Below are 19,641 nucleotides of genomic sequence, written 5' to 3' on the forward strand. Positions count from 1 at the left end.
ACCTGGGGACAACCCTGGGGACAACTGGGCCCGACTGTGGATGAATCGTGGACGGCCCGAAACCATCCACGGATCGGCCGAACCATCCACCGATCCGCCACCAGGGCTGCCCACAGGCCGCCGCACGCTACGACCAGCGGCAACGAGCGCTGTCCACACAATCCACAGCCCCTATTACTGCTACTGGTTTTTCATCTCTTCTAAGAAAGAACAGAACAAAAACAGGCGGAGGACGAAACTGGGGACAACCCGAGATTCGTGTCGTCTTGTCGACAAAGTGAAGGGGAGGCCGAGGTGACGGCACCCCCGGCGACGGCCTAACGTGGATGTCTGCAGCTGGTCCGTTCCCAGGCGGGGCGGACCGGACCGGCGGGGACCCGGTCGCGCGCGGTGCTCACGACTGGTGCCCGGCGACCCCTTCACGAGCCGAGGGGCTCGGCTGTCGAAAGGAAGCGCGCATGAAGATCCGCGTCGAGCGCGACGGGCTCGCCGACGCCGTCGCGTGGGTGGCCAGAAGCCTCCCTCCCGGCCTCCGGTGCCGGTACTGGGCGGGGTCCTCCTCGACGCGGGCGCGGACGGAGAGTCCGACGCGCTCACGGTCTCCGGCTTCGACTACGAGGTCTCGGCCACGGTCGGCGTGCCCGCGACCATCGCCGACGGCGGGCGGCTGCTGGTCTCCGGCAGGCTCCTGGCCGACATCACCAAGGCGCTGCCCGCGCAGCCGGTGGAGATCTCCGTCGACGGCGCCCGCGCCACCATCACGTGCGGCAGTGCCCGGTTCAGCCTCCCGACGATGCCGGTCGAGGACTATCCGCAGCTGCCGTCCCAGCCCGCGCACGCGGGCGAACTCACCGGCGACGTCTTCGGCCAGGCGGTCACCCAGGTCGCCACCGCGGCCGGCAAGGACGACACGCTCCCCATGCTCACCGGCATGCGGCTGGAGATCTCCGGCGAGACGCTCACCCTCGTCGCCACCGACCGGTTCCGGCTCGCCATGCGCGAGTTCACCTGGAAGCCGGCCGAGGGCCTGTCCGACGCCGCGGTGCTCGTCCCGGCGCGCACGCTCGCCGAGGCCGCCAAGACGCTCGGCGGCGCGGGCACCACCGTGCAGCTCGCGCTCGCTTCCGGCGACGGCCTGCTCGGTCTGTCCGGGGCCGGTCGCTACACGACCACCCGGCTGCTCGACGCCGAGTTCCCGCCGTACCGCCAGCTGCTGCCCGCGAACCACACCTCGCGCGCGGTCATCGAGGTCAGCGCGCTCACCGAGTCGATCAAGCGCGTGTCGCTGGTCGCCGAGCGCGGCACCCAGGTGCGGCTCGAGTTCGGCGACGGCTCCCTGCGGCTGTCCGCCGGCGGCGACGACGAGGGCAGCGCCGAAGAGGAACTGCAGGTCGACTACGAGGGCGAACCGGTCACCATCGCGTTCAACCCCGGCTACCTCGTCGACGGGCTCGGCGCGCTGCACAGCGACCGGGCCGAGCTGACCTTCACCACGCCCAACCGGCCGGCGCTGATCAAGCCCGCCGACGCCGAGGGCAACGTCGTCCCCGGATATCTCTACCTGCTCATGCCGGTCCGGCTGCCGGGCTGAGCTCCGCGCGTCCAACCGAGGAAAACCGATCCAATCCAAAGGGGATCTCATGGTTCAGCTGGGTCTCGTCGGCCTGGGCAAGATGGGCTTCAACATGCGCGAGCGGCTGCGTGCCGCCGGGCACGAGGTGGTCGGCTACGACCGCAACCAGGACGTCAGCGACTCGGCCTCGCTCGAGGACCTGGTGAGCAAGCTGACCGGTCCGCGGATCGTGTGGATCATGGTCCCGGCCGGCGAGCCGACCCGGCAGACCGTCACCGAACTCGGGCAGCTGCTGTCCGAGGGCGACCTGGTGATCGACGGCGGGAACTCGAAGTTCACCGACGACAAGCTGAACGCTGAACTGCTCGCCTCGCACGGCGTCGGCTACCTCGACTGCGGCGTCTCCGGCGGCGTGTGGGGCAAGGACAACGGCTACGGCCTGATGGTCGGCGGTGCGGCGTCGGACGTCCAGCGCGCGATGCCGATCTTCGACGCGCTGCGTCCGGAGGGCCCGCGCGAGGAAGGCTTCTCGCACGCGGGCTCGGTCGGCGCCGGGCACTACGCGAAGATGATCCACAACGGCATCGAGTACGGCATCATGCAGGCCTACGCCGAGGGCTTCGAGCTGCTCGAAGCGGCGAAGACGGTCGACGACGTGCCCGCCGTGATCAAGGGCTGGCAGCGCGGCACCGTCGTGCGCTCCTGGCTGCTCGACCTGCTGGTGCGCGCGCTGGACGAGGACCCGGAGCTGGACGACCTCGAGGGCTACGTCGAGGACTCCGGCGAGGGCCGCTGGACGCTGGAGGAAGCGGTCAACAACGCGGTCCCGGCTCCGGTGCTGTCGGCCGCGCTGTTCGCCCGGTTCTCCTCGCGGCAGAAGGATTCCGCCGCGATGCGTGCGGTCGCGGCGCTGCGCAACCAGTTCGGCGGCCACGCTGTGAAGAAGGCCGGGAGCTAGCCTCCCGCGCGGTCCCCGCTCGTGTATCTGCGACATCTCCAGGTCACCGACTTCCGGTCCTGGCCGCAAGCCGACCTCGCCCTCGAACCGGGGCCGGTCGTGCTGGTCGGCCAGAACGGCCGGGGGAAGACGAACCTGCTCGAAGCGATCGGCTACGTGGCGACCCTCAGCTCGCACCGGGTCGCCACGGACCTGCCGCTCATCCGGCACGGCTGCGAGCGCGCGCTCGTCCGGGTCGCGGTCGTCAACGACGATCGCGAGCTGACGGTCGAACTCGAAATCACGCCGGGCCGCGCCAACCGTGCCCGGGTAAACCGCGGCGCGGTCGGCAAGCCGCGGGACGTACTGGGCATTCTGCGTACGGTGCTGTTCTCTCCGGAGGACCTCGCGCTCGTGCGCGGAGACCCGAGTGAGCGCCGTCGGTTCATGGACGAGCTGCTAGTGCTTCGCGCTCCGCGGTTCGCTGGCGTGCGCTCGGATTACGAGAAAGTGCTGAAGCAGCGCAACGCACTTCTCAAGACCGCAGGCAAACGCCGTACTGGTCGCGAAGACCCGTACGCACTGTCGACGCTCGATGTGTGGGACGACCATCTCTCGGTGGCTGGCGCGCAGTTGCTGGCCGCACGGTTGAACCTCATCGCCGACCTCGCGCCGTACACGGCTGACGCTTATATGGGAGTCGCGCCTGACTCTCGTCCGGCGAAGATCGCGTACAAGTCTTCGCTCGGCGAAGCGCTTCCGCCGTCTTATGGCGTGCCTGGCGGCGAGCGTGCGGAGACAGAGGTACTACGCGACCTTTTGCTGAAGGCGTTGGCCGACACGCGGCGGCAAGAGCTGGAGCGAGGCATCAGTCTCGTCGGCCCGCATCGGGACGAGCTGGAGCTGATCCTCGGCGAAGCGCCGGCGAAGGGGTACGCGAGCCACGGCGAGTCGTGGTCGTTCGCGCTGGCTCTTCGGCTCGGAAGTTACGAACTTCTGCGTGCCGAAGCGGGCGAACCGGTGCTTTTGCTGGACGATGTGTTCGCCGAACTCGACCGTAAGCGCCGGGCCCGGCTGGCCGAGGTCTCCGCGAGCGCCGAGCAGGTGCTCATCACCGCGGCGGTGGCCGAGGACGTGCCCGCGGAGCTGGCCGGTGCCAGGTTCACGGTGGCCGACGGGGAGGTGAACCGTGCCTGAACAGCCACAACAACCACGCGGGGTGACCGGGGTCACGCAGTTTGCCCACCGATCTGGGGACAAACCTGTGGACAGTGTGGATAAACCCGGAGCCGCGTTATCGCCGCGCGTGACGAACCGGCCGGATGGCGGTCTTGACACCTCGAAAGCGGGAGACGCTTCCGGGAATCCCGCGCGTGGCGCGACGGAGCGTGACAGTTCCACTGGGCCGAACGAGACGGGCGCTGGGGATGCTCCGAGCGGCCGCGACCTCGCGCACGCCGCGCTCGAAGCGGCGAAGGCGAAGGCCCGCGAACGCGGTGCCCCGCCGAACCTCCGCCGCGGCCGGATCACCGGGGGCGGCGGGCAGAATCGGGCACGTCGCCGCTGGTCAGGGCCGGGTGCCGACCCGCGCGACCCGCAGCCGCTCGGCAGGCTCGTGTCGCGGCTGATCTCCGACAGCGGCTGGCAGGACACGATGACCAACGCGCGCGTGTTCGGGCAGTGGGCCCGGCTCGTGGGCGAGGACGTCGCCGAACACGCCCAGCCGGTGGCGCTGAAAGACGGCGAGCTGACCGTCCGCGCGAGTTCCACCGCGTGGGCTACACAGCTGCGGTTGCTGCAGGGGAAATTGCTCGCGAAGATCGCCGCGGGCGTCGGGAACGGCGTCGTGAAGCGGATGCGGATCCAGGGTCCGACCGCTCCGAGCTGGCGGAAAGGACCGCGGCACGTCCCCGGCCGCGGGCCGCGTGACACGTACGGCTGACGGGGGTTGCGGTCGGCCGGGTCATTGCCCCGAGAACCGGGTCGCGCCGGTTCGGATACGACCTGACTCGCCTGAGGGTGATTTCGTGCCTCTGCGACAGACTGAGAGGTGTCCTTGCCGCATGTGAGCGCGCGCGGGCAAGTACACTGTTGTAGTAGCGGGCGTCCGCTCGGGCGAGACGAGGAGAAACAACGCCGGTGACCGAGAACAAAAGCGAGTACAACGCGTCGTCCATCACCGTGCTCGAAGGCCTCGAAGCGGTTCGCAAGCGCCCCGGCATGTACATCGGTTCCACCGGTGAGCGCGGTCTCCACCACCTGGTCCAGGAGGTGGTGGACAACTCCGTGGACGAGGCGATGGCGGGGTACGCCACCAAGGTCGAGGTTACTCTCCTCGCCGACGGCGGGGTACGGGTAGTCGACGACGGCCGCGGCATCCCGGTCGACATGCACCCGAAGGAGAAGAAGCCGACCCTCGAGGTCGTGCTCACCATCCTGCACGCGGGCGGCAAGTTCGACAGCGACTCCTACGCGGTGTCCGGCGGTCTGCACGGCGTCGGCGTCTCGGTGGTGAACGCGCTGTCGACGAAGCTGCTCGCCGAGATCAAGGTGAACGGCCGCAGCTGGCGCCAGGAGTACACGAACCAGGTCCCCGGTCCGCTCGAGGACCTCGGCCCGGCCACCGACACCGGCACCACGATCACGTTCTGGGCCGACGGCAGCATCTTCGAGACCACCACCTACAACTTCGAGACCATCTCGCGCCGGCTGCAGGAGATGGCGTTCCTCAACAAGGGCCTCACCCTGTCGCTGCGCGACGAGCGCGTCGCCGACGAGGAGACCGAAGAGGACGCCGCGGGCAAGCAGGCGCGGGTCAAGGAAGTCGTCTACTGCTACCCGGGCGGGCTCGAGGACTTCGTCAAGCACATCAACGGCAGCAAGGACCCGATCCACGAGAGCGTCATCTCCTTCGACGCCAAGGGCTCCGGCCTCGAGGTCGAGGTCGCGATGCAGTGGAACACCGGGTTCACGCCGTCGGTGTACACCTTCGCCAACACGATCAACACGCACGAGGGCGGCACGCACGAAGAGGGCTTCCGCGCCGCGCTCACCCGCGTGGTCAACGCGTACGCGCGCGACAAGAAGCTGCTCAAGGAGAAGGACGCGAACCTGACCGGCGACGACGTGCGCGAGGGGCTCGCCGCGATCGTGTCGATCAAGCTGTCCGAACCGCAGTTCGAGGGCCAGACGAAGACCAAGCTGGGCAACAGCGAGGCCAAGACGTTCGTGCAGCAGCAGTCGAACGAATGGCTCGGCGACTGGTTCGAGCGCAACCCGAGCGAAGCCAAGACGATCATCAACAAGTCGATCTCGTCGGCGCAGGCCCGGCTCGCCGCCCGCAAGGCGCGCGATCTGGTGCGGCGCAAGGGCGCGCTGGAGATCGGCGGGCTTCCCGGCAAGCTCAAGGACTGCCGTTCGAACGACCCCGGCGAGTGCGAGCTGTACATCGTGGAGGGCGATTCGGCGGGCGGTTCGGCCAAGGAAGGCCGCGACTCGATGTACCAGGCGATCCTGCCGATCCGCGGCAAGATCATCAACGTCGAGAAGGCCCGCATCGACCGAGTCCTCAAGAACACCGAGGTCCAGTCGCTGATCACCGCGCTCGGCACCGGGATCCACGACGATTTCGACATCTCGAAGCTGCGGTATCACAAGATCGTGCTGATGGCCGACGCCGACGTCGACGGCCAGCACATCACCACGCTGCTGCTCACCCTGCTGTTCCGGTTCATGACGCCGCTGATCGAGCACGGCCACGTGTTCCTGTCGCGGCCGCCGCTGTACAAGATCAAGTGGCCGCGGTCGGAGCCGGAGTACGCGTACTCGGACAAGGAACGCGACGCGGTCATCCAGGCCGGCGTCGAGGCGGGCCGCCGTCTTCCGAAGGACGACGCGATCCAGCGGTACAAGGGTCTCGGCGAGATGAACGCCGAGGAGCTGTGGGAGACCACGATGGACCCGGCGAACCGGCTGCTCGGGCAGGTCACCCTCGACGACGCGGCACAGGCCGACGAGCTGTTCTCCGTGCTGATGGGCGAGGACGTGGAAGCCCGCCGTTCGTTCATCACGCGCAACGCCAAGGACGTGCGCTTCCTGGACGTGTAGGCGTCCCCTGCTAATCCGCTTCCCCAGGACTGCTCACTGAGAAGGACCTCATGACGGAAACCTTGCCGCCGGAACACGACCGGATCGAACCGGTCGACATCCAGCACGAGATGCAGCGCTCCTACATCGACTACGCGATGAGCGTCATCGTGTCGCGCGCGCTGCCGGACGTGCGCGACGGCCTCAAGCCGGTCGCCCGCCGGATCCTGTACTCGATGTTCGACTCCGGGTTCCGCCCGGACCGCGGGTACAACAAGTGCTCCCGCGTCGTCGGCGACGTCATGGGCAACTACCACCCGCACGGCGACTCGGCGATCTACGACGCGCTCGTCCGGCTCGCCCAGCCGTGGTCGCTGCGGTACCCGCTGATCGACGGACAGGGCAACTTCGGTTCGGCGGGCAACGACCCGGCCGCCGCCATGCGGTACACCGAGTCGCGCCTCGCGCCGCTGGCGATGCAGATGCTGGCGGACATCGAAGAAGAGACCGTCGACTTTTCCGACAACTACGACGGTCGCACGCAGGAACCGGACGTGCTGCCGTCGCGGTTCCCGAACCTGCTGGTCAACGGCGGTTCCGGGATCGCGGTCGGGATGGCGACGAACATCCCGCCGCACAACCTGCGCGAGGTGTCCGACGGCGTCGTGTGGGCGCTGGAGAACCCCGACGCGACCGACGACGAGCTGCTCGCCGCGCTGCTGGTGCGGATCAAGGGGCCGGACTTCCCGACCAAGGCGATGATCCTGGGCACCTCCGGCATCGAGGACGCCTACCGCACCGGTCGCGGGTCGATCCGGATGCGCGCGGTCGTCGAGGTCGAGGAGGACGCGAAGGGCCGCACCATCCTGGTCGTGTCCGAGCTGCCGTACCAGGTCAACCCGGACAACCTGGTCGAGAACATCGCGCACCTGGTCCGCGACGGGAAGATCACCGGGATCTCCGACATCGCCGACGAGTCCAACAGCCGCTCGGGCATGCGGATCGTCGTCACGATCAAGCGCGACGCGGTGGCGAAGGTGGTGCTGAACAACCTGTTCAAGCACACCCAGCTGCAGCAGAACTTCGGCGTCAACATGCTGGCGCTGGTCGACGGCGTGCCGCGCACGCTGCGGATCGACCAGATCATCCGGCACTACGTGAAGCACCAGGTCGACGTCATCGTGCGGCGCACCCGGTTCCGGCTGCGCAAGGCCGAGGAACGGGCCCACATCCTGCGCGGCCTGGTCAAGGCGCTCGACATGCTGGACGAGGTCATCGCCTTGATCCGGCGGTCGCCCTCGGCGGACGAGGCCCGGCCGGGCCTGATGGAACTGCTCGAGATCGACGAGATCCAGGCGACCGCGATCCTGGACATGCAGCTGCGCCGGCTGGCCGCCCTGGAGCGGCAGCGGATCATCGACACCCTGGCCGAGATCGAGCTGGAGATCGCCGACCTCAAGGACATCCTCGCGAAGCCCGAGCGGCAGCGCGCGATCATCCGCGACGAGCTGATGGAGATCGTCGACAAGTACGGCGACGACCGGCGCACCCAGATCATCCCGTTCGACGGCGACGTGTCGGTCGAGGATCTGATCGCGCAGGAAGACGTCGTCGTCACCATCACCCGCACGGGCTACGCCAAGCGGACGAAAACCGATCTGTACCGGTCGCAGAAACGCGGCGGCAAGGGCGTGCAGGGCGCGACGCTGAAACAGGACGACATCGTCCAGCACTTCTTCGTGTGCTCCACGCACGACTGGATCCTGTTCTTCACGAACAAGGGCCGGGTATACCGGGCGAAGGCCTACGACCTGCCCGAGGCCAACCGCAACGCGCGCGGCCAGCACGTGGCGAACCTGCTCGCGTTCCAGCCGGACGAGCAGATCGCCCAGGTCATCGAGATCCCGAACTACGAGGTCGCGCCGTATCTGGTGCTCGCCACGCAGCGCGGTCTGGTGAAGAAGACGAAGCTCACCGACTTCGATTCCAACCGCGCGGGCGGGCTCATCGCGATCAACCTGCGCGAGGGCGACGAGCTGATGGGCGCGGTGCTGGCCGCGGCCGAGGACGACCTGCTGCTGGTGTCCGCGGGCGGCCAGTCGATCCGCTTCCACGCCACCGACGAGGCGCTGCGCCCGATGGGCCGCCCGACCTCGGGCGTGCTGGGCATGCGGTTCAACGAGGGTGACGAACTGCTCGGCATCAGCGTGGTCAAACCGGACAAGTTCCTGCTGGTCGCCACGGACGGCGCGTATGCGAAGCGGACGCCGATCGAGGACTATCCGGTACAGGGCCGCGGCGGCAAGGGCGTGCTCACCATTCAGCACGACAGCAAACGTGGCAGGCTGGTGGGGGCACTCATCGTCGACGAGGACGACGAGCTGTTCGCCATCACGTCCAGCGGCGGGGTCATCCGCACGCCGGCGCGGGACGTGCGCAAGGCGGGCAGGCAGACCAAGGGCGTTCGGCTGATGAACCTGGGTGACGGAACCACTCTTCTCGCGGTCGCACGCAACGCGGACGAGGGTTCGGACGTCGCCAATGGTGGCGAGGACTCCGCCGACTCCGTCGACGAGGTTTCGGAGGTCGCGGAGACGGTTACCGAGGAAGAGACCGGTGCTTCGCCAGAGGAGCCCACAGCAGAAGACGGCACGGCGCCGGAGCAGTGATCGGCGCCCCACGCACGGGTAAGGACTGACTCAACGTGGCACCATCCGACAAGGCCGACGACGCGTCGGCCAACCCGCCCTGGCAGCGCACCGCCAAGGACGGCGGCGGCGACTCCGATGCCATGGCCACGGCGCGGATCGCGACCGAGGACGTGCCCACCGCGGCTCCGGAACAGGCGCCTGCCGAGAACGACTACCCGGTGACCGGCACGGCGGCGCCCCGTCTCTTCGGAGGCGAGGCACCGCCCGCGGCCGAGGTGCCGCCCGCCGGTCGCACCCGGCCGACGCCGAGCGCGCTGCGCCGTCCCGGCCGGGGCCCTCGCCGGGCCAGCCTGCAGATCAAGCGGTTCGACCCGTGGTCGGTGCTGAAGCTGGCACTGGTGCTCGGGGTCGCGATGTTCTTCGTGTGGCTGGTCGCGGTCGGCGTGCTGTACACCGTGCTCGACGGCATGGGCGTGTGGGACAAGCTGAACGGCACGTACTCGTCCCTGGTCGGCGGCGAGGGCGCGAACGCGTCCGCGGAACCGCTGATCAGCGCCGGTCGCGTGTTCGGCATCGCGGCCATTCTCGGGGCGATCAACATCGTGCTGGTGTCCGCGCTGGCCACGGTGAGCGCGTTCATTTACAACGTGTCGGCGGACCTCGCGGGCGGGCTGGAAGTCACGCTGTCCGAACGGGAGTAACCCGGTTGCGGGGGCGGATGAGGGGTCCGGTAGAGTACTCCTCGTTCGACGGGCCCATAGCTCAGGCGGTTAGAGCGCTTCGCTGATAACGAAGAGGTCCCAGGTTCAAGTCCTGGTGGGCCCACATTTCCGGAAGGCCGGTTCGCAGATACTGCGGACCGGCCTTCCGGTATTTCGGATGACTGACCGGTGGTGCGGTCGCCAGAATCAACCGCATGCAAACCCCGGGGGAGATCCGGCACCACCTGAACCGCGGCGCGGTCGCCGCGCGGCGGGATGACGAGGCTGGCCTGGCCGAGACGGCGGACTGGCTTGCCTCAGCGACTGCGCGCGAGATGCTGCGGATCGACTACTACTCCCGTCAGTTCCGCTTCGAGGAACCGGCGTTGGGTCAGGCGAAGGACTGGTGGCTGACGGACGCCGTGCCGGTTGTCGCGGCGTTGGCTTCGATGCACCAGGACGGGCACCTGCGGGAGCGGGCGGTTCGTGAGTTGTGCGGCATGGCGGGCGCGGTGAGCGATCGGGCGTTGGCGGTTCGGGTCAGCGACCACGTCCCGGTCATCCGCGAGCTGGCTGAGCGAGAGGTGTTGCGGCGTACGGCGTTGGAGCAGGCTCAGCAGATTGTGCCGTTGCTGCAGCGGATCGTCGGGCGCGGCTGGGGCTCCGAGGTTTTCGCGCGTTATCTGCGGGTGCTGGTCGAGGCGCACGACGAGGCGTCGGTGTGGGCGTGCTTGCGTGATTCCGAAGATCTGGAAGTGCGGCGGAGTGCGTTCCGGCGCGGCTTCGAGTCTGGGTTGCTTGGCGTGGCGGATGCGGTCCGGTTGCTGCCTCGGGAACGGGACCAGGTTGTTCGGCGGCAGTTGATCCGGGTGATCGCCGAGGGGGCGACGCCGGAGGTGATTGTCGAGGCGTTGCTACGCGGGCGGTCCGCGGAGAGTCGGGTGCTGGGGTTGGTGAAGCTGACCGCGGCGCAGCTCGATCCGGTTGACGTGGAACGGCTTTTGGTCGACCGGTCGGTGCTGGTGCGCGCGTGGGCTCGGCGGCGCTGGCAGGAAATGGGGCGGGATCCGGTCGTGGTTTATGCCGCGGTCGCGCGTTCCGCCGCCGGGTCGGTGGTGCGGGCTCGCGCGTACGTCGGGCTCGCGGAGACCGGGGCTCAGCTTGACCGGGCGGAGATCGTTGAGCTTGCGCAGGGTGCGGACTTGCCGTTGAAGAAGATCGGGTTGTCGTTGCTTCGCGGCAAGGCTCTCGCTTCGGAGACTTCGTTTTTGTTGAGGGAAATGACGTGCGATGACTCGCGGGTGGCTCGCTTGGCGGGGGAAGTGCTCAGCAGCAGTCCGCAGCTGTGGTCGGTGGCGGATTTGGCTGTGCTGAAGGATTCCGCGGATCCGGTACTGCAGCGCCGGGGATGGTGGCTGCACCGCAGTCTCGGCGGATGGGAGCAGGTGATTGCCGATCTGGAGTTGCCGGAGGCTTGGGACCGACTGGTGCTGCCGATGTATGTCCTGCCGACGGACGCGCAGTGGCACCGGATCTCGGACTTGCTCGGCACACTTTCCCTTGGCAGCCACCAGGTTTCGGAGATCGAGTTCGCTGCTGGGCGTTCGGTATGAGTGTCGTCGAGCTGGGCGAGGGTTGGGACAGCGTCGCAACGCTGGTCGACGGGCGATGGGTCGAGCGGCGGCCTAAACGGGACGAGGTGCGCGCGTGGTTGCTGCGGGAGACGCGGGTGTTGCCGTGGCTGGCCCCGCAGCTGCCGTTAACGGTGCCGATTCCGTTGGTGTGGCGGGAAAATCCGTTGGTGGTGCGGCATGAAGTGGTGCCGGGCGAGCCGGGCGAACTGACCTCTGTGGACGGTCGGGTGCTCGGTCGGTTCCTCCGCGCGTTGCACGGCGTGGACGCGGCTAAGGCGCGTGAACTCGGTGCCGAGCCAGAGGTCCTGGAGCTGGATGCCGTCCCGCCGTTGCTCGGCCCGCTCGCGGATCGTGGCCGGGCGTTGCTGGCGGAAGTCCGGGATTATCCAGCGGACACCGTGATCCATGCCGATCTCGGGCCGGAGCACCTGCTCAAGGAGGACGGCCGGCTGAGCGGGGTGATCGACTGGACCGACGTGTCGATCGGCGATCCGGCGCGGGACCTGGCGTGGCTGCTGTTCTGGACCTCGGCGGAGTGTGTCGCGGCGTTCTCGGCGGAGTACGAGGTCACGCCGGAACTGCGTCGCCGGGCGTGGGCGTGGAACCAGCTGGGCCCGTGGTACGAGGTGACGTACGGACTGGAGAACGACCGGCCTGACCTGGTCGAATCCGGTCTCGCGGGCACCCGCGCCCGGCTGGCGGAGACGAGTCAGCCCTGCCGGGAAGAGAAGGACCGGCAGGGCTGAGTGTTACGTGGCCGCGGTGGCCATGCGGTTCAACGGACCGAGCACTCCGGATATTCCCCCGGTGTTCCACGTGGAACGGAACCGGCGGACCGGCCGTGCGGCGGGTCCGGTAGCATCGTGGGGTAGCGCAAGCACTCAGAAGGGGGCTTCAGGTGAAGAAGCTGTTGGCACTCGCGGTCGTCGCGGGCGGCGTCCTGTTCGTCGTCAAGCGGAACAAGGCGGCCAAGGCCGAGGCCGACCTGTGGCGGGAAGCCACCACGCCTGCCGCCCCGTCGGCGAACGGCAGCGCGCCGGCCAAGGCCGCGGACGCGTCGCGCAACTGACGCACACTTAGCGGACCTCGGTCCGCACCGGGCCTGTAGCTCAATTGGTAGAGCACCGCCTTTGCAAGGCGGGGGTCAGGGGTTCGATTCCCCTCAGGTCCACCCAGCAAGAGACGTGACAAAAGGCCAGGTCAGCGGCTTACCGCTGGGCCTGGCCTTCGTCGTCTCAGGCGGCTGTTTTCCCGCCCGTGCCCCCTTCGTGTCCCCTCCGCTTGGAACGGCCCGTTTGACACGCCTGGAACGGCGTACCAAGCTGGTTGGTACGCCGTTCCAGATCGCGTATCGAGTCGGGGGCAATCATCATGACGACACCAGCGACGATCGTTGGGGCAAGACCGGGCGGCTTGACCCGCTCCATCGACGGGCACAGGCTGGGCTGGGTCCCGGCGTGGGGCCAGGCCGTTTCGGACCACCGCGGCGAGGATGACGAGCCTGGCTTCGACGACGTCACCGTGCGGATGACCGTGCCCGCCAGCATCGGCGGCAGTCACATCCGCGTGGAACTCAGCAACCGCTACGCAGACGGCCCCGTCCGCATCGGACGTGCCGCGATCGGCGTCGGCGACCGCTTCGTCGAGGCCGCCTTCAACGGGCAGTCCACGATCGAGATTCCGGCCGGCGGGTCCCGGTGGACCGACCCGGTCGAGCTGACCGTCGGACACGCCGACGATGTCCTCGTCGACCTCTATCTGCCCGAGCCCACGCCCTACGCGACGGCCGGCGGGTTTCGCTTCGACCGTTCCCTGCCCGGAGACTTCGCCGGAGCGCATCCGTCGGCGCCGAAGCCCGTCGAGGCCTCCCGCGAGACGGATTGGTCGCTGCCTGCCGGCGGCCCGTTCCTGCGCACCGTCGAGGTCGCCGGAGCCGAGCCGCGCGCTGTCATCGTGGCCTTCGGCGCGTCCAGCACCGCGATGGGTTGGCCGCAATACGCCGCCGGGCTCCTGCCCGCCAGCTCCCGCATCGCGATCGTCAATCGCGGCATCCCCGGCAACCGCGTTCGCCTCGACGCCCCAGCCAAGACCCCGTCCTGGGGCCTGGCCGGATTGACTCGGTTCGACGACGACGTGCTCGGCACCGCGGGTGCCACGCATCTCGTTATCGCCTACAACAGCAACGACTGGGGCTTGCCCGGGCACGTCACCTCGATCGAGGAGATGCCCACCCTCGACCAGCTCATCGACGGCTACCAGCAACTCATCCGCCGCGCCGAAGCGGCCGGGATCACCGTGGCACTCGCCACGGTCACCCCGCTCGGCCCGGAGCTGCGTGGCGACGCGGCTCGCGAGGAACTCCGGCAAGAACTGAACGAGTGGATTCGGTCCTCGGAGCACACCTGTTTGGACTTCGACGCGGCGATCAGCTCGCCGACCGATCCGAGCCGTCTTCAGCCCGAATACGCTGCCCCCGACGACACCCACCCCAGCATCAACGGCTCCAAGCGCCTGGCCCAGGCCATGATCGACGCCCTTGCCCAACTGCTCTCCTGACGCGCGACGGGAGGACACGATCGTGCCGCTGAGCCAGCTGCCTTGACTTCATCTTCCCTTGAAGTTTCACCCTTCGAGAGTCAGCACTGATCTCGAAGGGACACCGAATGACTGTCAACCAGGTGGTGCGGCCTGATTTCGCACGCACGGACGTCGGCGCGGTACTGGTCGCCGAGACGACCGACGGAGCGGCGGAGGTGCTTGCTCGGCTGGAAAAAGAGCCGTGGCCCGCGGGGCTGATCTCGTTCAACGCGTTGGCCAGTACCGACGCGTCGCTGGTCTACACCCAGTGGGCGGAGGGTGCGGCCGACCCTGAGCTGGTGCGTCGGGTTTCTGGCGGCGAGCCGGTTGAGTATCGGTTGTACCGCAGCGGAATGCGGGAGAATTCGGCGATTCCGGGGTGCGTTGTGGTGGTGAGTGTCGAGTTCGACGGTGCCGACGCGCAGCGGCAGCGGCGGTGGGTGGACACCGTGTTCGGGGCGTTGGCCAGCGAGGACAAGCCGGTTCCGGGCGGGATATCCGGGCACTTCCATGTCAGCACCGACGGGACGCGGGTGCTCAACTACGCGGAGTGGGTCGACGAGCAATCGCATCGCGACGCGTTGGCGCGGTCTGGCCAAGGGACGGTCGGGGTGTCTGCCGAGTGGCGGAAGGTGCAGGAATTTCCGGGCGTGCGGGGCAGCGGGTTCCGGCGGTACCGGATGGTGCGCAGTCTTTCGCCGGAACCGGCCTGACAGTTTAGATTCCTTGCGGGGCGAAGGCGGCGGGGTCGGGCGCTGCGAGGGTGCCGAGTTGGATGCGGGCGGCGAGTTCGTCTCGGACGCCCCAGTGTTCGGCGAGCAAAGGGCCTTCGGTGCGGTAAATGTGCGTGGTGATCATCCGGTAGGGCTTGCCTTCGGCGCCCTCGCCGTGAATCGCGTCGACTCCGATTCCGGTTGCTGTTGCGCGGATAACGACGCGGTCGTCGGTGTCGAAGATGTCTTCGATGGTGTATCTGACGTGCAGCACGTGGTGCACGAAGGTGAGGATCTGCCGGTAGCCGGCGGGACCGGGCGGCAGCGGGAACGGCGATCCGTGGTCGACGAAATCCTCGGTGACCAGGGTGTCCAGGACGGCCAGCTCTCCGGTGTTGATCGCGTCGAAGACGGCCAGGGCGGCGGTGCGTGCGGGGTTGTTCACGGCTAGGCTCCTCTCGGGAGTTCACTGGAAGCCAAATCCAGTGGAATGAGAATCTAACGGATTGGGAGGGCTGTGGCAAGGCAGTACAGCGCCCCGCAGCGGGAGGAGAAGGCGCAGGCCACGCGCGCGCACATCGTGCGGACGGCGCGTGGCCTGCTGCTCGGCGGCGGAGGCTATGCCGGAATGACGATCACCGGGCTGGCTAAAGCGGCCGGGGTCAGCCCGCAGACGGTGTACAACTCCGTCGGCGGGAAGGCCGAGGTCATCAAGGCGGTGTACGACGTCATGCTCGCCGGCGACGAGGAACAGACGCCGATGAGCGAGCGTCCCGAGTTCCGGCGGGTGGCCGACGCGGCGGACGTGCCGTCTTACGCGGCCGCGTATGCCGCCTGGAGCAGGACGATCTATGACCGGGTCGGGCCGTTGCTCGGGGTGCTGGTCGCGCACGGTCCCGGCGGCGACCCGGTGCTGGAGGCGTTCGTGGCGACCATCGACACCGAACGCCGGAACGGGAACACGCACAGCCTGCGCGGTATCGCCGAACGCGGGCACCTGGCGTCGCGGGATTTCGACGAAGCGGTCGATGCGGTCTGGACCCTGACCGCGCCCGAGGCGTACGACCGGCTTGTCCAGCGTTGCGGTTGGACGCCAGCGGCTTATGAACGGTGGCTGGCCAGCCAGTTAGCCGCGGCGTTGTCGGGCTAGCGGTCGTATTCGGGCGGAGCCAACGGAATGGGGTTCGGGTTGAGCCGGACCCACGTGACGGCGAGTTCGGACAGCCGATCCAGTTCGTCGTCACCGTTGCCGGAGCGGATGCGCTTGGCGAGGAGTTGCGCTTCCGGAAGCTCGGGCAGCGGGGTGCCGGACGCGAAGTAGCCGGGGAGCGCGTCGGTCATCGTGCGGAAGGTGCGATCCCAGTTGACGCTGCCGTTGTCGAGGATCTCGCGAGCGATCTTTCCGGACAGGCGGATCACTTCTCCCTGCACGGTTTCCGCCGCGCCCGAGGACGGTACGAGCAGTTCCCACAGCTGTCCGTGCTGCTTCTGCCAGGGGCCGTCGGGAACCGCGATCGGGGAGGTGCCGTCGTGCATCAGCCGCCGCGGGACCGGTTCGGCGTCGAACAATTGATACAGCTTGCGCAGTCCGGCGTCGGCCTCGTCGAGGTAGTCGGGGTTGAAGTTCGTGCGGTGGAACTCGAAGCTGGCGCCGATCCGGCGTACCTGTTCTCGCGCCTCGTCGGGCACGGCCGCGCCGGCGTCGAGGAGAAGGGCGGCAGTTTCGGCCATCCCGGCGATTCCGATGTTCGTGGTCTCCCGGAGTCCGCACAGCAACGGAGTTTCGCCGTCGCTCGTGGCGTGGACGTTCGCGCCGTTTTCGATCAGTACTCGCACAGTCGTCGGCTGCTGATTGCTGGCCGCGCCGTGCAGCGGGGTGCCGCCGTGGCGGCGCGGTCGTTCGAGGTCAGCGCCGAGGGAAAGCAGCAGCGGGATCTGTGCGGCGTCGCCTCTCGCAGCTCGTGTCCACAGTGGAGTCTCGCCGTACTCGTCGGCGGCGTCCACGTCTAGGCCTTGGCCGGCTAGCCAGACGATGAGGTCGTCCGGGCAGTCGAGGTAGCCGATTGCCGTGTGCTTGCTGTAGCCACCGCGCGCGTCCAGTTCCGTGCGTTGGAAGACGGCTTGGAGTTCGGCGAGCGAGGCGGACGTCAGCATCTCGTCGAAGTTCTTCGGCAGCGTCTTTCGCTTGCGCATCGCGGGTTTCTCCTCGGCCTGGCATCCGGCGAAGCCAGCTTAGGGCAGTTCGGAGCGCAGACGGTGCTGTAGTTCGATGAGCGTCTGCCGGGCCAGGTCGAGACGTTCCAGGTCCAGGCCGTCGGTCGTGCGCAGGGCCAGATCGTCGTATGCCGCTTGCATTCGGTGCAGGGCGGTGAGGCCGGTCGGGGTGGCTTCGAGCAGTTTGGCGCGTTGGTGCGCGGGGTTCGGGCGGTAGCGGGCCAGGTCGTCGTCGACGAGGAGGTCGGCGACGCGTTGGACGCTTTGCCTCGTGTGTCCCAGCTGGGAGGCGATGGCGGCGACCGGGGCGGGTTCCGCTTCGACCGCGGCCAGCACCTGGTACCGCGCGACGCTCAATCCGGTGGGGCGGGCGATGCCGTTGCCGACTGCCTCCAGGACGTCGGAGAGCCGGATGACCTCGTCCATGAGGTCGTTGTAGGCGTCGCAGGCCTTCTTGACAGCATGCTGTCGTATCGCTAGCTTGTCGGACATGACAGCATGCTGTCATTCACGGCCGGGTAGGGCAACAGCATCGAGAGGACAATCTGGCGCGAATTGGCATAGGACTTCCGAATCAAGTGCGCGACGTCGACCCCTCGGTCGTGCCGCGGTGGGCGGCTCGGGCGGAGGAAGCGGAGTTTTCCACGCTGGCGACGATCGGCCGGTACGCGTATCCGGGGGTGAGCGACACGGTTTCGCTGGCGGCCGCGGCTGGGGCGACGTCGCGGATCGGGCTGCTCAGTGGCGTTTTGCTCGCGCCGACCTGGCCGGCGGCGTTGCTGGCCAAGGAAATCGCGAGCATCGACGGGGTTTCCGGGCATCGCCTGACGTTCGGGGTTGGGGCGGGGCTCCGGGAGGAAGAGTTCACCGTGCCGGGGCTGGGGGCGCGTGGGCGTGGGGCGCGGTTTGACGCTGACCTGGAGGTTTACCGCGAAGTGTGGAGCGGTAAGCCGGTTGGGGAGAACGCGGCCGTACCGGCTGGGGCTCGGCAGGTGCCGATGTTGTTTGGCGGCTACACCGACCGGGCCTTGCAGCGGATGGTGCGTTGGGGGACGGGCTATATCGCCGGTTCGGGGTCGGTGGCGGCTACTGCGCCTCGGTTTGAAGCGGCGAAGCGTGCTTGGCGGGACGGTGGCCGGTCCGGGGAGCCGCGGCTGGTTTCGTTGGCTTACTTCGTGTTGGGCGATGTTGACGCTGGGCTGGCGAATGTGCGGGACTTCTATCGGCTGGCTCCGAAGGAGGTCGCGGACAATGTGGTGCCGTGCGTGTCTCCGGAGATGGTGCGGAGGTCGGTTGCGGAATTTGCTGAGCTGGGGGCGGATGAGCTGGTTTTCGTGCCGGTTACTGATGATGTGGATGAGGTTGCCCGGCTGGCCGAGGTCATCTGAGCTGGGGGATTATCGGGGACATCACCGATGCCGCTCAGGGTCGAGCGGCTCCATGCTGAGAGCATGAGACTGCGCGTAATAGCGATCATCGCGGCGATGCTGGTAGTGGTTGGGGCGGGGACAGCGCAGGCGGCACCGCGATTGGCGTTGCCGGAACCCGCTGGCGTCAGTCCGATCGGGACCGCCACCTTTCACTTCACCGACACCTCCCGTGCGGATCCGTGGGTTCCTTCGCAGCGGCGGGAAATGATGGTCACGCTGTGGTACCCGGCGCAGTTTCCCGGACGACGGGCAACGCAGTACCTCACGCAGCGGGAATCGGAACTGATGGTGGCGGAGCTGGGGGATCCGGCGATGCCTCGGGACCTGCTGACCAAGGTCCGGCTCCATTCCACTGTGGACGCCTGGCCGCAGTACCGGCGGATGCCGTTGGTCGTGCTCTCGCCCGGGTTCACGTTGCCGCGCGCGACGTTGTCGTCGCTGGCGGAGGAGCTGGCCAGCCGCGGGTACGTCGTGGCGGGGATCGGGCACAACTACGAGTCGACTGCGACGACCTTCCCGGACGGACATACGACGGAATGCGTGGCGTGTCAGATCCAGGACTGGGAAAAACTCGTCAAAGCCCGCGCGGCGGACGTGTCGTTCGTGCTTGATCGGCTCGTCGGGCGGCATCCGGTGTGGGGCGGTGGACGGCTGATCGACGAGCGGCGGATCGCGATGATCGGGCATTCGATCGGCGGGGCCGCCACGCCGCCGGCGATGCTGGCTGACCGGCGGATTCGCGCGGGGGCGGCGCTGGACGGCAAGTACTACCTGCCGGTGACTGGACTGGACCGGCCGTTTCTGCAGTTCGGGGTGGCCGAGCACGCGCCGGGCGGGACGCTGGACCCGTCATGGGACGAGGCGTGGCGCGGGATGACCGGGTGGAAGCGGTGGCTCACCGTCGAGGGCGGTGAGCACAGCATGTTCACCGATCAGCTGCTGCTGTGCCAGCAGGCCGGAATTCAGATTCCGGGGCTTCGGATCGATCCGTTGCGGGGGATCCGGGTCAGCGAGGCGTACCTGACCGCGTTCCTGGACCAGAACCTGCGCGAGATGCATCAGAAGCTGCTGGACGGGCCGTCTCCGCGGTACCCCGAAGTGCGGTTTTGGGGCTGAGACCTGCCC

17 protein-coding genes, 2 tRNA genes and 1 pseudogene are annotated in these 19,641 nt (G+C 68.1%); 17 read left to right on the forward strand and 3 right to left on the reverse strand.

Going from position 1 to position 19,641, the window contains the following annotated elements; translation table 11 throughout:
* Nucleotides 1-458: 458 nt before the first annotated feature.
* The 14 genes and pseudogenes from dnaN (at nucleotide 459) to RPX00_RS13420 (ending at nucleotide 14,872) form a co-directional block, all read left to right on the forward strand.
* Nucleotides 459-1,591, forward strand: a pseudogene (gene dnaN, locus RPX00_RS13355) (DNA polymerase III subunit beta).
* 49 nt (nucleotides 1,592-1,640) lie between these two features.
* Nucleotides 1,641-2,531 carry a phosphogluconate dehydrogenase (NAD(+)-dependent, decarboxylating) gene (gene gnd, locus RPX00_RS13360; protein WP_406639840.1) on the forward strand — a complete coding sequence of 297 codons (891 nt, stop codon included), beginning with the start codon at nucleotides 1,641-1,643 and terminating at the stop codon, nucleotides 2,529-2,531.
* 21 nt (nucleotides 2,532-2,552) lie between these two features.
* Nucleotides 2,553-3,707, forward strand: a complete 1,155-nt coding sequence (gene recF / locus RPX00_RS13365; protein WP_406639841.1) for a DNA replication/repair protein RecF — start codon at nucleotides 2,553-2,555, stop codon at nucleotides 3,705-3,707.
* Nucleotides 3,708-3,816: 109 nt separating this feature from the next.
* Entirely contained in the window at nucleotides 3,817-4,452 is a 636-nt protein-coding gene (locus RPX00_RS13370) for a DciA family protein (protein WP_406642899.1), read from the forward strand.
* Between the two features lie 197 nt (nucleotides 4,453-4,649).
* Nucleotides 4,650-6,617, forward strand: coding sequence for a DNA topoisomerase (ATP-hydrolyzing) subunit B (gene gyrB, locus RPX00_RS13375; protein WP_406639842.1), 1,968 nt, complete (start codon nucleotides 4,650-4,652; stop codon nucleotides 6,615-6,617).
* 50 nt (nucleotides 6,618-6,667) lie between these two features.
* A complete protein-coding gene (gene gyrA, locus RPX00_RS13380; RefSeq protein ID WP_406639843.1) occupies nucleotides 6,668-9,265 on the forward strand; it encodes a DNA gyrase subunit A in 2,598 nt (865 codons plus the stop codon).
* A gap of 35 nt (nucleotides 9,266-9,300) precedes the next feature.
* Complete coding sequence (locus RPX00_RS13385) at nucleotides 9,301-9,948, forward strand: DUF3566 domain-containing protein (protein WP_406639844.1); 648 nt, start codon at nucleotides 9,301-9,303, stop codon at nucleotides 9,946-9,948.
* Nucleotides 9,949-9,998: 50 nt separating this feature from the next.
* A tRNA-Ile gene (locus tag RPX00_RS13390) sits at nucleotides 9,999-10,072 on the forward strand.
* A 91-nt stretch (nucleotides 10,073-10,163) separates the two neighbouring features.
* On the forward strand, nucleotides 10,164-11,561 hold the full coding sequence (locus tag RPX00_RS13395; RefSeq protein ID WP_406639846.1) for a hypothetical protein: 1,398 nt from the start codon (nucleotides 10,164-10,166) through the stop codon (nucleotides 11,559-11,561).
* Nucleotides 11,558-12,328, forward strand: coding sequence for a phosphotransferase (locus RPX00_RS13400; RefSeq protein WP_406639847.1), 771 nt, complete (start codon nucleotides 11,558-11,560; stop codon nucleotides 12,326-12,328). Before RPX00_RS13395 ends, RPX00_RS13400 begins: the two co-directional genes overlap by 4 nt.
* A 152-nt stretch (nucleotides 12,329-12,480) precedes the next feature.
* Nucleotides 12,481-12,651: a DLW-39 family protein gene (locus tag RPX00_RS13405; protein ID WP_020663676.1), complete on the forward strand. Its 171-nt coding sequence runs from the start codon at nucleotides 12,481-12,483 to the stop codon at nucleotides 12,649-12,651.
* Between the two features lie 29 nt (nucleotides 12,652-12,680).
* Nucleotides 12,681-12,753, forward strand: a tRNA-Ala gene (locus RPX00_RS13410).
* A gap of 242 nt (nucleotides 12,754-12,995) precedes the next feature.
* A complete protein-coding gene (locus RPX00_RS13415) occupies nucleotides 12,996-14,138 on the forward strand; it encodes a GDSL-type esterase/lipase family protein (protein ID WP_406639848.1) in 1,143 nt (380 codons plus the stop codon).
* A 107-nt stretch (nucleotides 14,139-14,245) separates the two neighbouring features.
* Complete coding sequence (locus RPX00_RS13420; RefSeq protein ID WP_406639849.1) at nucleotides 14,246-14,872, forward strand: hypothetical protein; 627 nt, start codon at nucleotides 14,246-14,248, stop codon at nucleotides 14,870-14,872.
* Between the two features lie 4 nt (nucleotides 14,873-14,876).
* On the opposite strand, the gene RPX00_RS13425 is transcribed toward RPX00_RS13420, so the two are convergent.
* Entirely contained in the window at nucleotides 14,877-15,317 is a 441-nt protein-coding gene (locus tag RPX00_RS13425) for an ester cyclase (RefSeq protein ID WP_406639850.1), read from the reverse strand.
* Between the two features lie 72 nt (nucleotides 15,318-15,389).
* On the opposite strand from RPX00_RS13425, the gene RPX00_RS13430 reads away from it, so the two are divergent.
* On the forward strand, nucleotides 15,390-16,022 hold the full coding sequence (locus RPX00_RS13430) for a hypothetical protein (protein ID WP_406639851.1): 633 nt from the start codon (nucleotides 15,390-15,392) through the stop codon (nucleotides 16,020-16,022).
* On the opposite strand, the gene RPX00_RS13435 is transcribed toward RPX00_RS13430, so the two are convergent.
* Nucleotides 16,019-17,065 carry an ankyrin repeat domain-containing protein gene (locus RPX00_RS13435; RefSeq protein ID WP_406639852.1) on the reverse strand — a complete coding sequence of 349 codons (1,047 nt, stop codon included), beginning with the start codon at nucleotides 17,063-17,065 and terminating at the stop codon, nucleotides 16,019-16,021. The genes RPX00_RS13430 and RPX00_RS13435 overlap by 4 nt on opposite strands.
* A gap of 39 nt (nucleotides 17,066-17,104) precedes the next feature.
* Nucleotides 17,105-17,578 (reverse strand): MarR family winged helix-turn-helix transcriptional regulator, encoded by a 474-nt coding sequence (locus RPX00_RS13440; protein WP_406639853.1) that lies wholly within the window; start codon nucleotides 17,576-17,578, stop codon nucleotides 17,105-17,107.
* 86 nt (nucleotides 17,579-17,664) lie between these two features.
* On the opposite strand from RPX00_RS13440, the gene RPX00_RS13445 reads away from it, so the two are divergent.
* On the forward strand, nucleotides 17,665-18,474 hold the full coding sequence (locus RPX00_RS13445; RefSeq protein WP_406639854.1) for an LLM class flavin-dependent oxidoreductase: 810 nt from the start codon (nucleotides 17,665-17,667) through the stop codon (nucleotides 18,472-18,474).
* Between the two features lie 63 nt (nucleotides 18,475-18,537).
* Nucleotides 18,538-19,632: an alpha/beta hydrolase family protein gene (locus tag RPX00_RS13450; protein WP_406639855.1), complete on the forward strand. Its 1,095-nt coding sequence runs from the start codon at nucleotides 18,538-18,540 to the stop codon at nucleotides 19,630-19,632.
* Nucleotides 19,633-19,641: the final 9 nt, after the last annotated feature.

It is taken from the genome of Amycolatopsis sp. WGS_07 (genome assembly GCF_045278895.1).
GTDB lineage: Bacteria > Actinomycetota > Actinomycetes > Mycobacteriales > Pseudonocardiaceae > Amycolatopsis.

What these genes read in the sequence shown, in the direction of transcription:
- gnd (WP_406639840.1), top strand. Translation starts at nt 1,641, where the DNA reads ATGGTTCAGCTGGGTCTCGTCGGCCTGGGCAAGATGGGCTTCAACATG.
- gyrA (WP_406639843.1), top strand. Translation starts at nt 6,668, where the DNA reads ATGACGGAAACCTTGCCGCCGGAACACGACCGGATCGAACCGGTCGAC.
- RPX00_RS13395 (WP_406639846.1), top strand. Translation starts at nt 10,164, where the DNA reads ATGCAAACCCCGGGGGAGATCCGGCACCACCTGAACCGCGGCGCGGTC.
- RPX00_RS13400 (WP_406639847.1), top strand. Translation starts at nt 11,558, where the DNA reads ATGAGTGTCGTCGAGCTGGGCGAGGGTTGGGACAGCGTCGCAACGCTG.
- RPX00_RS13420 (WP_406639849.1), top strand. Translation starts at nt 14,246, where the DNA reads ATGACTGTCAACCAGGTGGTGCGGCCTGATTTCGCACGCACGGACGTC.
- RPX00_RS13435 (WP_406639852.1), bottom strand. Translation starts at nt 17,065, where the DNA reads ATGCGCAAGCGAAAGACGCTGCCGAAGAACTTCGACGAGATGCTGACG.
- RPX00_RS13440 (WP_406639853.1), bottom strand. Translation starts at nt 17,578, where the DNA reads ATGTCCGACAAGCTAGCGATACGACAGCATGCTGTCAAGAAGGCCTGC.
- RPX00_RS13450 (WP_406639855.1), top strand. Translation starts at nt 18,538, where the DNA reads ATGAGACTGCGCGTAATAGCGATCATCGCGGCGATGCTGGTAGTGGTT.